Origin of the sequence: Helcococcus bovis (assembly GCF_046035835.1) — a bacterium.
GTDB classification, from domain to species: Bacteria; Bacillota; Clostridia; order Tissierellales; family Peptoniphilaceae; genus Helcococcus; species Helcococcus bovis.
The window spans coordinates 1-15,406 of the sequence record NZ_JBFNGB010000016.1 but is presented as its reverse complement, the minus strand read 5'-3'; the positions used below and the strand labels follow the sequence as shown (position 1 = coordinate 15,406).

The 15,406-nt window shown below is 27.0% G+C and carries 13 protein-coding genes; 5 read left to right on the top strand and 8 right to left on the bottom strand.

Annotation, left to right across the window (positions count from 1 at the left end):
- Positions 1-42: 42 nt before the first annotated feature.
- Genes ABGF48_RS06110 through glmU form a run of 5 tightly spaced genes read right to left on the bottom strand, consistent with a single transcriptional unit; the run spans position 43 to position 7,450 of the window.
- Positions 43-1,029 carry a peptidylprolyl isomerase gene (locus tag ABGF48_RS06110; protein WP_408105455.1) on the bottom strand — a complete coding sequence of 329 codons (987 nt, stop codon included), beginning with the start codon at positions 1,027-1,029 and terminating at the stop codon, positions 43-45.
- Complete coding sequence (mfd, locus tag ABGF48_RS06105; RefSeq protein ID WP_408105454.1) at positions 1,016-4,492, bottom strand: transcription-repair coupling factor; 3,477 nt, start codon at positions 4,490-4,492, stop codon at positions 1,016-1,018. The genes ABGF48_RS06110 and mfd overlap by 14 nt, the downstream gene beginning before the upstream one ends.
- A 4-nt stretch (positions 4,493-4,496) precedes the next feature.
- Entirely contained in the window at positions 4,497-5,069 is a 573-nt protein-coding gene (gene pth / locus ABGF48_RS06100) for an aminoacyl-tRNA hydrolase (protein ID WP_408105453.1), read from the bottom strand.
- Positions 5,069-6,037, bottom strand: a complete 969-nt coding sequence (locus ABGF48_RS06095; protein WP_408105452.1) for a ribose-phosphate diphosphokinase — start codon at positions 6,035-6,037, stop codon at positions 5,069-5,071. Before ABGF48_RS06095 ends, pth begins: the two co-directional genes overlap by 1 nt.
- Before the next feature lie 39 nt (positions 6,038-6,076).
- Positions 6,077-7,450, bottom strand: a complete 1,374-nt coding sequence (glmU, locus tag ABGF48_RS06090; protein ID WP_408105451.1) for a bifunctional UDP-N-acetylglucosamine diphosphorylase/glucosamine-1-phosphate N-acetyltransferase GlmU — start codon at positions 7,448-7,450, stop codon at positions 6,077-6,079.
- A 138-nt stretch (positions 7,451-7,588) separates the two neighbouring features.
- On the opposite strand from glmU, the gene murC reads away from it, so the two are divergent.
- Positions 7,589-8,971: a UDP-N-acetylmuramate--L-alanine ligase gene (murC, locus tag ABGF48_RS06085; RefSeq protein ID WP_408105450.1), complete on the top strand. Its 1,383-nt coding sequence runs from the start codon at positions 7,589-7,591 to the stop codon at positions 8,969-8,971.
- Between the two features lie 142 nt (positions 8,972-9,113).
- Here the strand turns inward: murC and ABGF48_RS06080 are convergent, their stop codons facing one another.
- The gene (locus tag ABGF48_RS06080; protein ID WP_408105449.1) at positions 9,114-9,818 is read right to left on the bottom strand and encodes an aldose epimerase family protein; all 705 of its coding nucleotides are present in this window, start codon (positions 9,816-9,818) and stop codon (positions 9,114-9,116) included.
- A gap of 113 nt (positions 9,819-9,931) precedes the next feature.
- On the opposite strand from ABGF48_RS06080, the gene ABGF48_RS06075 reads away from it, so the two are divergent.
- The 4 genes from ABGF48_RS06075 to uraA all read left to right on the top strand — a co-directional run bounded on the left by ABGF48_RS06075 (position 9,932) and on the right by uraA (position 13,628).
- Positions 9,932-11,116, top strand: a complete 1,185-nt coding sequence (locus ABGF48_RS06075) for a glycosyltransferase (RefSeq protein ID WP_408105448.1) — start codon at positions 9,932-9,934, stop codon at positions 11,114-11,116.
- Positions 11,113-11,865 (top strand): exodeoxyribonuclease III, encoded by a 753-nt coding sequence (locus tag ABGF48_RS06070; protein ID WP_408105447.1) that lies wholly within the window; start codon positions 11,113-11,115, stop codon positions 11,863-11,865. The genes ABGF48_RS06075 and ABGF48_RS06070 overlap by 4 nt, the downstream gene beginning before the upstream one ends.
- A 155-nt stretch (positions 11,866-12,020) precedes the next feature.
- Entirely contained in the window at positions 12,021-12,176 is a 156-nt protein-coding gene (locus ABGF48_RS06065; protein WP_408105446.1) for a hypothetical protein, read from the top strand.
- A gap of 186 nt (positions 12,177-12,362) precedes the next feature.
- A complete protein-coding gene (gene uraA, locus ABGF48_RS06060; RefSeq protein ID WP_408105445.1) occupies positions 12,363-13,628 on the top strand; it encodes a uracil permease in 1,266 nt (421 codons plus the stop codon).
- A 154-nt stretch (positions 13,629-13,782) separates the two neighbouring features.
- Here uraA and ABGF48_RS06055 read toward each other — a convergent pair whose 3' ends face one another.
- Positions 13,783-14,436, bottom strand: a complete 654-nt coding sequence (locus ABGF48_RS06055; protein WP_408105444.1) for a trimeric intracellular cation channel family protein — start codon at positions 14,434-14,436, stop codon at positions 13,783-13,785.
- Positions 14,437-14,443: 7 nt separating this feature from the next.
- Complete coding sequence (hslO, locus tag ABGF48_RS06050) at positions 14,444-15,325, bottom strand: Hsp33 family molecular chaperone HslO (protein WP_408105443.1); 882 nt, start codon at positions 15,323-15,325, stop codon at positions 14,444-14,446.
- Between the last annotated feature and the right edge of the window lie 81 nt (positions 15,326-15,406).

Here is a 15,406-nt window from a genome sequence, read left to right as displayed (position 1 = left end):
TCAATACTTTTATTAATTTTTTTAACTTTTTTTTTTCATTTTTTAGTTTTTATTTTCCATTTTTTTTCCATTAAAATCATAAAAATTTACTTTTGTGGATTTAATTTTTTCTTCAATGTTTTTATTATATTTTTGTTTTGTCAAAATATCATTTATTTTTTCTTTATTTTTATCTAATCCAACATTATTTTTATTTACAACAATTACATGATATCCATATTTAGTTTTTACTGGTGCAGATACTTCATTATCTTTTAAATTAAATGCAGCTTCAACAAAATCTGGTTCAAATGCAGCTCTAGTAACTTTTCCCAATTGTCCACCTTTTGCATTTGCAGCTGTATCTTTTGAATTTTTTGTAGATAATTTTTCAAAATCTTCCCCTGCTTTTAATTTATTTGAAATTTCATTAGCTTTTTCTTCATCGTCAACCAATATATGCTTTGCATCAACATTATCTAAGGAATCTTTATTAGCTTCATAATATTTTTTTACTTCTTCATCTGTTGCCTTATTTTCTTTTTTGAATGTTTCTAGATGTTTTTTATTTAATAAACTATTTTTTATATTTTCAGTAAAAACATCCAATTTAACACCTAAAATGCTTAAATATTTGCCAAATTCTTCTTCTCCACCCAAATTTTTAACATATAGATCAATTTCTTTTTTTACTTCTTCATCAGTAACAGTAATATTCTTTGCTTTTAATTCATCTTTTATAATTTTATCTCTTACTAATAAATTTGATAATTCACCTGTTAAATTTCTTTGCATTGCTAAAATTCCAGAGTATAAATCATAATATTTATAAAAATTATCAAAAGTTACTTTTTGTCCATTTATATCCATAAAAGTATTAGTATTTCCTCTCAAATCAGTAATTTTAATCTTATTTAAATCAGCGTCTTTTGCATCTTTAGTTTTTGATACATCTGCTTTTTCACTTCCATTTTTATCAGTTTTTGCTTGACATCCTGCAACAAATATAGTTGCTGCTAAAATAATACTCAATAATTTAATTTTCTTCATAATTTTCTCCTTTATTTATACTATTAATTAATTCAAATAACTCTATCAGTTTTATCATATATCCTTTTTCTTTAGGAATATATATACTTGGACTATTAATTAAGCTAAATCTCAAATTTCCTTTATACTCTTTCGACAATATTTTTAATTTTTCAAAATCAAAAACTTCTAATTTAGTATACCTTATCATTATCTCAGAATCAACCTCAATCAATTCATCTATATTGTTAATTATCATTAATGCACGTATATATGCAATATCTACAATATTTTGAACCGGTTGAGGAATATCACCAAATCTATCAGTTAATTCATCAATTATATTATAATGATCTTGAGAGTTTTCAATAAATGAAATTTTTTTATATATATTAATTTTTTCATTCTCATCTTTTATATATTCTGATGGAATATATATATCAATATTTAAATCAATTTTAATTTCTTTATCAATTTTCTTAACATCAATACCCTTAATTTCATCAATTGTTTCTTTAAGCATTCTTACGTATAAGTCATATCCAACAGATTCAATATGACCACTTTGACTTTCTCCAAGTAAATTACCAGCTCCTCTCAGTTCTAGATCTCTCATAGCAACCTTGTAACCTGATCCAAGCTCAGAAAAATCTTTTATAGCTTTTAGTCTTTTCTCTGCTATTTCTGTCATAATTTTCCCATGTTTATAAGTAAAATAAGCATACGAATTTCTATCTGACCTACCAACTCTTCCTTTTAATTGATATAACTGCGATAGACCCATTTTATCTGCATTATATATTATAATTGTGTTTACATTATGTATATCCATACCAGTTTCAATAATTGTAGTTGTAAGTAAAATATCATATTTATTATTTGTAAAGTCATCCAAAATATTTTCTAGTTCTCTTGTACTCATTTGTCCATGAGAAATTACAATACTTGCTTCCGGTACAATTTCTTTAAGTTTTTCATACATTTTATGTATAGTTTTAACTTCATTATATACAAAATATACTTGTCCATTTCTAGCCATTTCTCTTAATATGGCTTCTCTAATATATTCTTCATCATATTCTATGACATAAGTATTTACAGGTAATCTATTTGCAGGATATTCATCAAGCAATGATAAATCTCTTATACCTGATAATGACATTTGAAGTGTTCTAGGAATTGGAGTTGCAGAAAGTGTTAATACATCAATATTCTCACTTATTTTTTTTATTTTTTCTTTATGTTTAACACCAAATCTTTGCTCTTCATCAACAATTAATAACCCCAAATTTTTAAACTCAACTTTATCAGATAAAATTGCATGTGTGCCAACAACAAAATCAATATTTCCTTTTCTTAAATTTTCAAGAACTTTCTTTTTTTGTGCAGGAGTCTTAAATCTTGATAAATAATCAATATTCACAGGAAAATCTCCAAATCTAGATTTCATCGTATGAAAATGTTGATTTACTAAAATAGTTGTAGGAGCCAACATTACAACTTGCTTTCCATCCATAACAGCTTTAAATGCAGCTCTAAGAGCAACTTCTGTTTTTCCATATCCAACATCTCCACATAATAATCGATCCATTACTTTATCAGATTCCATATCTTCTTTTATTTCTGAAATTGATCTTAATTGTGCATCAGTTTCTTGATATGGGAAAGAATCTTCAAATTCTCTTTGCCATGGGGTATCTTTAGAATATTCAAATCCCTTAATTTCCGCCCTTTTAGCATATAATTTTACTAAATCTTCTGCAATTTCTTCAATAGCTTTTCTTGCTTTATTTTTAGCTTTTTTCCAATCAGTTCCACCAAGTTTTGAAAGTGATGGTTTCTTATCTCCATTTCCAACAAATTTAGATACCATACTCATATCCGTAGTTGGAATATATAATTTTGCATCATCCTTAAAATGCAATTCAATATAATCACTTTTTATATTGTTTATTTCAATATTTTTTATACCTACAAATTTACCAATTCCATAATTATCATGAACTAATAAATCTCCATGAACCAAATCTGAATAATTAATAATGTCTTTATTTTTTACAGTCTTTGATTTTTGCTTTTTGACCTTCCTGAAGATTTGAGAATATGCTATAAATTTTTCTTTTTCTTCAAAATAATCAAATCCATTTTCCAGATATCCTATTATTATTTTTATATTTTTTGAAGATGTTATATTTTCATATATTACATCTGAATCTAGCTCAAATTCAAATAACTTATTTTGCAAGTTTTTAGCATCTTCAATATTTGGTGTAAATATTTTTATTGTATATCCATTTGATAATGAAAATTTTAAGTCTTGAATAAAATCATCAAAATGTCCATGATAAGATTGATTTTGCCTTACCTTGAATTCAATTATTTTGTCAGGATGTAAATTTCCAATATTTTTTAACAATCCAGAAATATTAATTTTTATATATTCTGAAAATTTTCTTTCTATATCTAAAAATTTATAAAAAATATTTTGATGCTTAAATAACAATTCACCTCTTTGTATTCTAGATAAAATATCTTCATTTCTATGTAATTCTATTTTTTTGAAATGATTACTTATAACTGAATAATCATTTAGCAGTAGAATTGTATCATCTCTTAAATAATCAAATATACTATTAGTTTTTTCAGAAACATAAGGAATTAAAAGATCCATATTATTAATTGAATTATTATATTCTAAATCCTCTTTTATTTTCAAAAATTTTTCACTAACTTTTTGAGTTATTTCTACATCAAATTTTTGTTTTGATTTTTTAATATCTTTATCTATTTCCTCTAAAATATTTGAAATATCATCAACGTTATAATAATTTTCTTGTATAGGATAAACTGTAAATCCATCAATATCTTCAATTGACATTTGAGTATTAACATCAAATTTTCTAATAGAATCTACATCTATATCAAACAATTCAAGTCTAGTTGGATTATTTTCATGAATTTGAAATATATCAATTATATCCCCTCTCACTGAAAACTCGCCTTTAGATTGAATAATATTTCTTCTAACATATCCAAATTCAATTAATTTTTTTGATAATTCATCAATATCTATTTCAGATTCAATATTTATTTCAAAACTATTTTTTATAAAATTATCTTTAGAATATAACTTTCTAGTCACAGCTGATATACTTGAAACTATAATATTTTTTTCTTCATTTATTAGATTTATCATCGTTCCTAAACGCAATGATTTATTTGTATAATCTAAATCTTCAATATTTTGATAATTTGATTCTAAATCAGGAAAGAAATCTACATTTAAATTATTATTTTGAAGATTTTCATAAATTTTCCTAGCTATAACATCATTTTCACACAGCACAAAAACAGGTCTATTTAAGTTTGTAAATAATTCATAAATAAAATGACCTGTAGCTTGTTCTATTATTCCATAAGAATATATTAAATTGTGTTTTTCGTTAACAGCCTTAAATAAGCTGTTATAAGCTTTTTCTATCATATTTTTATTCCACTATAATTGGATTATACTTATTCATAGATGAATCTACATCTTTCTCAATTATATCTAATATAGCATCTCTTGCTATTTCTACCTCTTTTGAAATAATTTTTTGCTCAGATGCACTAAATTTTGACATAACAAAATCTGCCAAATCCATATATGAAGGTTTTTGATTAACCGCAACTTTAACTCTTGGAAAATCTTTATTTCCTGTTCTTTGAATTATAGATTTTAATCCATTATGAGTCCCTGCAGAACCATTTTTTCTTATTCTTACTGTACCAAATTTTATGTCAATATCATCAACTATTACAATTACTTTTTCAATATCTATTCCAAAATAATCTATAAATGGTTGAACTGAATCACCAGAGGCATTCATATATGTCTCTGGCTTCAGTAAAATAATTTTTTCGTTTTTATAACTTGTCTTTGCAAAAATACCATTAAATTTCACTTTATCAAGCTTTACACCTAAGTATTCTGCTAAAGAATCAATAACAGCAAATCCTATGTTATGTCTGGTACCTTCATAACGTCTTCCAGGATTTCCTAATCCAACTATCAAATACATTATTTCTTTTCTTTCATAATATCAGAAACTGATTTATATGTAGCAATTGCCTTAATTGTTTCTGTCAACATTGGAGCCATTGATAATACTTTTATATTTTTAATATTTTCAAGTTCTGGATGATCTATTGTATCAGTGATTACGCATTCTTTTACACATGAATTTTTAATTCTATCCATTGCCGGTCCTGATAATACACCATGTGATGCTGTAATATAAACTTCTTCAGCACCTTCTTTTTTCAATGTTTCTGATGCATTAACAATTGTACCAGCTGTATCGATCATATCATCAACTATGATACAATTTTTGCCTTTAAATTCACCAATTACATTTAATATTTCTGATTCGTTTGGTCTTGGTCTTGATTTTTCAATAATTGCAATTGGTAATCCAAGTACGTCAGCTAATCTACGTGCTCTTGTTACCCCACCTAAATCTGGTGATACAACAGTCCAATTGTCTTTTCCACTTTCAGCTATTACTTTTTCAAAATATTCTGCAATCACCGGTCTAGCTGTTAAGTGATCAAGAGGAATATTAAAGAAACCTTGAATTTGATCAGCATGTAAATCTACACAAACAACTCTATCTGCTCCAGCAGCTTGAATTAAGTCTGTAACTAATTTTGCTGTTATAGGTTCTCTTCCTGATGATTTTCTATCTTGTCTAGCATATCCATAATATGGCATAATTAAATTAATTTTATGAGCTGAAGCTCTTTTCAATGCATCAATTATTATTAATGCTTCCATCAAATTATCGTTAACAGGTTTTGAAGTTGGTTGAACTAAAAATACATCCCTACCTCTTACAGTTTCATTTATTTTAACAGCAATTTCACCATCAGCAAAATGACTGATATGTAGATCTCCTAAAGGTAATCCTAACTCTTTAGAAATTTTTTCTGCAAGTGGCTTATTTGATGTACCACTAAATAATTTAACTTCATTTTCTGAAATACGCATTTTTCCTCCAATATATTTCATTAATAATTCTTAAATATTTTATTTTTCAAATTTTCTTTTATAATATCCATCAATATTTTTTTGTTCAGCTCTCTCAATTGACAATTGTCCTGATTTAACTTCTTTTGTAATTGTTGATCCTGCAGCTAAAAATGCTTTTTCTTCAATATTTACCGGTGAAACAATATTAACATTTGATCCAATAAATGCATTATCTCCTACTGTAGACCTAAATTTATTTTTTCCATCGTAATTTGCAAAAATCACACCACAACTTACATTAATATTTTCTCCTAAATCAGCATCTCCTATATAAGTTAAATGTCCAGCTTTGGTACCTTTTCCTACAACTGCATTCTTAACTTCAACAAAATTACCAATATGAACTTTTTCCTTTAAATGTGCTTTTGGTCTAAGTCTTGCAAATGGCCCTACATCTGCACCTTTTTCTACTATTGCTTTTTCAATGACTGATGAAAGAATTTTAACATCATCAGCTATTTGCGAATCCTCAATTCTTGAATTCATACCAATTAAGCAATTTTCTCCTATTACTGTATCTCCTAAAATTTTAACATTGGATTCAATAATGGTATCTTTCCCTATTTTAACTCCTTTTTGAATTGTAGTCGTTTCAGGATTTTCTAAGATAACACCATTTAACATATATTCATCATTTATGCGTTTTCTCATTATTTTTTCTACTTCTGATAATTGAACTTTAGTGTTTATTCCTTTAATTTCATTATTATCTTTAACATTATAAGTAGATATATTAGATTTATCCTGTTTTAAAATTTCAAAAACATCTGTTAAATATAGTTCTCCTTGTGCATTATTTGTATCAAGTTTAGATAATGCGTATTTTAATCTTTCACCATTAAAAAGATAAATTCCTGAATTAATTTCATTTATTAAAATCTCATTATCATTTGCATCTTTATGTTCAACAATTTTCACTAATTTCCCTTTTGAATCCGTTACAATTCTACCATACCCGAACGGATTTTCAAAAATCGCTGATAACACAGTAGCATCATTTTGAACTTCAATATGATAATTTATCATATTTTTAATTGTTTCTGATTGAATCAATGGAACATCTCCTGAAAGAACTAAGATTTTGTCGTCATCATCAATATGTGATTCTGCTAATTTTACAGCATATCCTGTTCCATAAGGATATTCATCCCCTATATTTTGCTTTACATATTTTATACTATCACCAAAAATTTCTTTTACCTGATCTTGATTATTTCCTACAATAACAATAACCTCATCAATGTCTGCATCCTTTGAAGCTTTTATTACATAGGATAATAAAGTTTTATTGCATACTTTATGAAGAACTTTTGAAATATTTGATTTCATTCTAGTTCCTTCTCCTGCAGCTAAAATTATGACTTTATTCATAAAACTCCTCTTAATTTTTTTACAAATTCTAATAAATCTATTATACAACAATATCCAAGATAATTAAAATGAAAAGTATATAAATTTTTAAATAAAGAGTAAATATGCTATAATTAAATAATTGAAAGAAGGGATATTATGTTTAATTTTAATTTAGAAGAAAAAAAATATAAAAAAATACATTTTATCGGAATTGGTGGTGTAAGCATGAGCGGTATTGCTCTATTGCTTAAAATAAAAGGCTATGATGTTAGCGGTTCTGATAGAGATGAATCTGATTATTTAAAAACTTTAAGGGAAAATAATATTAAAATTTTCATTGGACAAAAAAAAGAAAATATAAAAGACCAAGATTTATTTATTTATACTGATGCTATTCCTCAATATAATGAAGAATTAATAGCTGCAAAAAACACTGGAAAAGAAGTTATATCAAGGGGAGTTTTCTTAGGAGCTTTGATGCGTAATTATAAACGTTCAATTGCTATATCTGGTTCACATGGTAAGTCAACAACAACTTCAATGATTGCAAAAATCTTAGTAAATTCAGATAATGACGCATCCATATTACTTGGTGGTATACTTGATGAAATTGAAGGAAATGTAAAAATTGGAAATAGTGATATTTTACTTTCTGAAGCATGTGAATTTAAGGGTAACATTTTAAATTATTATCCATCAACCGTTGTAATTTTAAACATTGATGAAGATCATTTAGACTATTACAAAGATTTGAATCATATTGTTGAAACATTCATCGGATATATGAAAAACTTAGATGAAAATTCTAAAGCAATTATTAATATTGATGATGAAAATACACATAGACTAATAGAACATGTTAAAGGTCAAGTAATAACTTTTGGTTTACACAATAAATCAGCTGATTATTATTTAGAATCCGTTGAATATAATGAAGTTGGTCATTCAAAATTCAAACTAAATATGAGAGATGGATCAATTGAAGAATTTCAACTTAATGTTGCAGGAATTCACAATATTTACAATGCTATTGCTGCAATAATTGCTTCATATGAAAATGGAGTAAAACTTTCTAATATTAAAGATGGTATAAAAAAATACAAATCACTTCATAGAAGAATGGAAACAATCGGGACTTACAATGGAGCTATCGTAATGACTGATTATGGTCATCATCCTGTTGAAATTCAAACTACATTAAAGACAATTGATGCGTTTTCTGAAAGAAATATTATTACAGTATTCCAACCTCATACATTCTCAAGAACTAAAGCATTATTAGATGATTTTGCAGATTCATTCTATGACTCTAAAGAAGTAATTGTAACAGATATCTTCCCAGCAAGAGAAGAATTTGATCCTACAATTCATTCAAGAGATTTAGTTGAAAAACTTGTAAAAAATGGTGTAAATGCTAAATATATTCCAGATTTCGAATCAGCAAAAGAATATTTACAATCAGAAATTACAGATAAAGATTTAGTATTAACAACAGGTTGTGGTAATCCACACATTCTTGCTAAAATGTTAGTAAAATAAAAAATAAAGAGATCTTTCCCTATTGCATTACTTCTACTTTATTAGAAGTGATAACATATTTTAAAAGATCTCTTTTTTTATCATTTCTGGTGACTTTTTATTTTTAAGTCTTACCTCATATTGCATATCGAAAAATATATTTCTACTTTATAATTATCTTAAATGAAAACTCATTCTCTGATTCAGGTTTAATTTCACATAATTTTTCATCATCTTCTAATGCTTGAAAATTATAGGTTGGCTCTACACATAAGTATTTATCTGTACCATTCGTCCATAAAACATATTTTGAAAGATTAGTATTTTCAAATTTTAACTCATAATTTGATGTTTTCAGGCTTATAACATCACCATAAAATATTGTATTTGATAATTTTTCTAAATTAAAATCAAATTTTTCTCCATTTATATAAATTTCATTTTCATCTTCATACTTAAAATATGGATGAAATGCAGGACTTACAAATAATGATTCATTTCCAACATTTTTAACTACTAATCTCATTTCTAAACAATTATCTAAAAGTATATACTCCATTGTAGAAATTAAATTTTCCCATTGTTTTATATTCTTAACTAATTGAAGTCTTAAATAATTTTCTCTTAATTCTACTACTTCCCATTCTGAATCTCTTCCAAATCCATGTCTTTCCATTCCTACTTTATCACTTAATCCAAAATGTGGTAGACAAACATGAGATCCACCTCTAATTTTTTTATCATTACCTTCTAAAATTTCTTGTTTTGGAAATATTACATCTAATTCGTTAAATTTTAACGAATTAAGATAAGCGCCAAATGGATCAATTTCGGCAAAATTCAAATTATTTTTAATTTCTAAAATCATTTTATTTCTCCTCGATAGTTTTTATTTTATTATATACTACAATATTACAAATTAGAAATATAATTGGCATATAAATTTAATGTGATATAATTTATATAAAAATGGAGGTATGTATGAAAATAGCGATTTTCACAGAAACTTATCCACCTTATATAAATGGTGTTGCAACACAAACAAAAATTTTAAAAGACACATACGAAAAATTAGGTCACGAAGTAATGGTGTTAACTGTTGGATCCGAAAAACAAAAAAAAATTGAAGTGAAAGATAATGTTATTTATGTTCCAGGTATATTATTAAAAAAAATATACAATTACAGAATTGCCTTACCAATACATTTTTCAAGAGAAAAAATTGCTAAAGAATTCAAGCCCGATGTAGTGCATATTCAAAATGAATTTGCAATTGGCGCTACAGGTTTAAGAGTTGCAAGAAAGCTTAAAATTCCTGCGGTTTATACTTTACATACAGAATATGACAGATTTCTATTCTATGTTGGATTAAAGTATTTTGAGGAGTTTTCAAAAAAATTATCAGATAAATATTTTAGAAAATTTTATAAAAAAGCTGATATAGTTACAAGTCCATCACCTAAAGCTCAATGCTATATGGATAGACAAGGAATAGATAAAAAAGTAGTTGTTATTGACAATGCAGTGGAATTTGAAAAATTTAAGGATACTGATGAAACAAAAGAGTTTAGAAATAATTTTAGAAAAAAATATAATCTAAATGAAAACACAAAAGCATTTGTATTCGTTGGTAGAATTGGTGAAGAAAAAAATATAAAAGAATTAATTAATAATTGGATTAAAGCTAATTTTTCTGAAGATGCAGCTAAATTGTTCATAATAGGAAATGGTCCACAATTTGAAGAGATAAAAGAACAAATTAAAGAAAATAACTTTGAAAATAAAATTATATTAGTAGGTTCAGTTCCAAACACTGAAATTCCAAAACATCTACATGCTATGGATTACTATACAACAGCTTCCCTATCAGAAATGCACTCTATTTCAATGCTTGAAGCTATGGCTTGTGGATTACCAGCTATTATTAAACTTGATAGACCAAATAAAGAACAAATAAAAGAAGGTATAAACGGATACCAATGGGACTCATATGAAGATTTTAGCAAAGTATTCAATATGATTTTAAATCTAAGTAATGATGAAGCTAAAAAATTAAAAGAAAATGTGTTACAATATTCTATGGAAAACGATCATTTAAATCAAGCTAAGATATTACTTGATATATATCAAAAAGCTATTGAAGATAAGAACAAGGAGAAAAAATGAAGTTAATTTCATGGAATGTTAATGGCCTTAGAGCAGTTATGAACAAAGGTTTTATGGATTATGTAAATCAAGAAGATCCTGATATTCTTTGTTTACAAGAGATAAAAATGTCTGAAGGTCAATTAGAATTAGACTTGCCAGACTATTTTGAATATTACAATTATGCAGAAAAAAAAGGATATTCTGGAACAGCAATTTTTACCAAAGAAAAACCTATTAGCGAATCTTATGGTATAGGAATCGAAGAACATGATAAAGAAGGTCGTGTAATAACTTTAGAATTTGAAGACTTTTACATGGTAACATGTTACACTCCAAATTCAAAAAGAGGATTATTAAGACTGGATTATAGACAAAAATGGGAAGATGATTTTAGAGAATATTTACTAAAATTAAACAAAACTAAACCTGTTGTTTTATGTGGAGATTTGAATGTTGCTCACGAAGAAATCGACCTTGCAAATCCAAAATCAAATCGTAAAAATGCTGGATTTACGGATGAAGAAAGAAATAAATTTACAGAATTATTAAACGCAGGATTCATAGATACTTACAGATATTTTTATCCTGATATTCCTGATATGTACACATGGTGGTCATATATCACTAAAGCAAGAGACAGAAATATTGGATGGAGAATCGACTATTTTGTAGTAAGTAAAGATTTTGAAGATAGACTATTGGATGCAAGCATTCATATGGAACAATTAGGATCAGACCACTGTCCGGTTGTGTTATATTTGAAATAATTTAATTAAAGAGCTGTTGCAAAATAATTAAAAATATTATTTTGCAACAGCTCCTTTTATTTTGCAATAAATGTAAAATTAATATATAATCAAAAATTGCTATAGCACTTCCAAATGCAAGTTCCCCAGAAATTCAAACTTCATTTTCGATAGTATTGGGAAATGTACCAAGAATACTTGCAGATAGCTTAGTATTTAGCACTATTGCATTTTCAGGAATAATTCCGTTTAATACTTTATTAATAATGACATTATCAATGACATTCCTAGAAACAATTTATGAAATAATATTTTATCCAGTAACAAAATGAAAGAATTGAAAGATTAAATTCACATTAAAAGCTTTAGATTTTAAGTCTGAAGCTTTTTTATATTATATATCGAAATAAAAACATCGAAATTAAATGCTATGAGAGGTTATAAATAAAAAATAAAATATATTGACATTTTTTTTATTCTATAGTAAAGTTATTCACAGTGAAATTTTAGGAGGATATATGAAGAACAAGAAACACATCTATCAAATTGAAGAAAAAGTTCCTGGGAAATTATTATTACCGCTTTCATTACAGCATACATTTGCTATGTTTGGAGCATCTATTTTAGTTCCTATTATTTTTGGTATTAATCCAGGTATCGTTTTATTAATGAACGGGATTGGTACTTTATTATTTATTTTAATAACAAAGAAAAAAGCACCTGCTTATTTAGGTTCAAGTTTTGCATTTTTAGCACCCGGTACTGCTATTATTGCTAAACAAGGATTTGAATATGCTCAAGGTGCTTTTATTGTAGTTGGACTTTTGGGCTGTTTATTAGCATTTGTTATATATAAATTCGGGACAAAATGGATAGACATAGTCCTACCCCCTGCTGCAATGGGAGCTGTTGTAGCTTTAATAGGATTTGAGCTTGCCGGAAACACTGTTACAGGTGGTGCAATAGGAGCAAATTTAATGACCGAAACAGCAAAATACGCTGATTGGATTGTATTTTTAGTAACACTTTTAACTGCAGTAATTGGTTCGATTGTATTTAGAGGATTTTTCTCAACTATTCCAATATTAATATCAATAGTTGTAGGATATATAACAGCTATATTTTTCAATATGGTTGATTTTACACCAGTTTTAGAAGCAAAATTATTTACAATGCCTAATTTCCAATTAGCCAAATTTTCATGGGAATCAATATTTGCAATGATTCCAGTACTTTTAGTTATAACTTCTGAACACATCTCACACCAAGTTGTAACTTCAAATATAGTTGGAAAAGACTTAGTTAAAGATCCAGGTCTACACAGATCAATTTTTGCTGACAACTTTTCATCAGTATTATCCGGTTTAGTTGGTGGGGTTCCTACAACAACCTATGGGGAAAATATCGGTGTTATGGCAATCACAGGAGTTTACTCAGTACAAGTAATAGCTGGTGCAGCTATAATTTCAATTTTAATGGCATTTTTTGGGCCATTGGCAGCATTAATCAAAACTATACCAGGAAATGTAATTGGAGGAGTAACATTCTTACTATATGGTATGATAGGTACATCTGGAATTAGATTACTAGTAGACCAAAATGTTGACTATTCAAAGAGCTTAAACCTAGTACTTACATCAGTTGTATTTATCTCAGGTTTATCAGGATTGTCAATACAATTTGGATCAATCAAGTTAAGTGGAATGGTATTAGCATCAGTTGTAGCTGTTGTATTAAGCGGATTCCTTGCAATATTAAAAAAATTAAAATTGACAAATAACTAAAAATAATCAAATAAATTATTAGATGTTTTTGAATATCAATAAAGAAATAAAAAAAATTAAATATTCACAGATTAAGTTAAAATAAAAAATTGCTTCGGCATATCCACAGCTCTTAAATGAGCAAGGACTAATGGCGTCAGCAATTTTTTTTAATTTAATCTATTATTCTTGTAGCTTTTGGAAGATTCCATTTTTTCTTATATGCAAATACTCTAATAATAACAATGATAATTATACATACAGGAATTGAAATAACATCGTGAATTATTGTTTGCCATTGTAGTTGATGAAATACAAAACCGCCGGCAATACTTGCGGAAGCATAGACATGTCTATCCATAATATATGGAACATTATCTGTAAGTAAATCTCTTATTACCCCTCCACCTACACCTGATATAAGTCCAACAAAAATATAAAGAATTGCACTATATTCATAACTAACAGAATAAGCTATTTGCATACCTGTAACAGTGAATACTCCTAATCCTACAGCATCTGTATACACTAATGCATCTTCAAAAACTTTATGAACTGTTCTTTTATTAACCTTATCATTAAATAAAGCAACAACAAATACTATAACTGATGTAATTATTGAAATATATATATTTAATCCACTTCTAAATGATAAGGGAGGATTTATTCCCAGTATCAAATCTCTAATAACTCCTCCACCTGTTGCTGTTACAATACCTAATATAACAACACCCAAAAAGTCCATCCTGTTTTTAATGCCCTCTAGAGCACCTGAAATAGCAAAAGCGACTATCCCAATCAATTCAATATAAAAAATATAATTTTTCATTATTTTCCTATTTACTTTCTTTAATTAAATTTTCTAAATCTTCTCTATCAAATACATATTTTGTTTTACAAAAATCACATATTACTTCTGCTTGTCCATCTTCATCTAATAAATGTTGTAAATCTTTTTTCCCTATTGATATTAATCCTTGTTCTATACGTTCTCTTGAACAATCACATTTATATGTTAATTCTTGTTTTTCAATGATTTCAGGTTCAATTTCTGAAAAATATTTTTCTAGAATTTCTTCGGACGATAATCCATCATATATCATTTTAGAAACCGGATCTAAATTTGATGCAATTTTTTCTAAAACTGTTAATTCTTCATCTTTAATTCCAGGTAGTACTTGTACAAAAATACCTCCTGCTGCTCTAATCGATAAATCCGTATCTACTAAAACTCCTAGAGAAACTATTGAAGGTGTTTGCTCTGAGTAAAAATAATAATTAGCAATATCTTCAGCAATTTCCCCAGTTACAATATTTGACAATCCTGTATACGGTTCTTTTAATCCATAATCTCTAATAACAGCAAGATTTCCCTCTTTACCTACAAATGCACTAACATCCAACTTTCCAGGATATTTTGAAGGTGCATCTGCTTCAGGATTTGTAGCAGTCACTTTAACTTCTCCTTTAGTATTTGAAACAGCAATAAGTTTTCCACCTACTCCACCACCATCAAATCTTATAGTTAATTTCTCATCTTCATTTTTAGTTGTAACTCCCATAATCGCAGAAATAGTAGCTAATCTTCCTAAAGCTGCCGACCCAGTTGCAGAGCTATTATGAATTTTTCTAATTTCTTTAACTATTTGTGTTGTATCTGCAATAAAAATTCTTACTGATTTATTTTTATCTATCGCTCTAATTAAGTAATTTTCCATTTAATACCTCTCGTCATTTTATATACATATATATTATACAAAATTTCATCAATATAAAAAAGAGATTGAAATATTAATTTC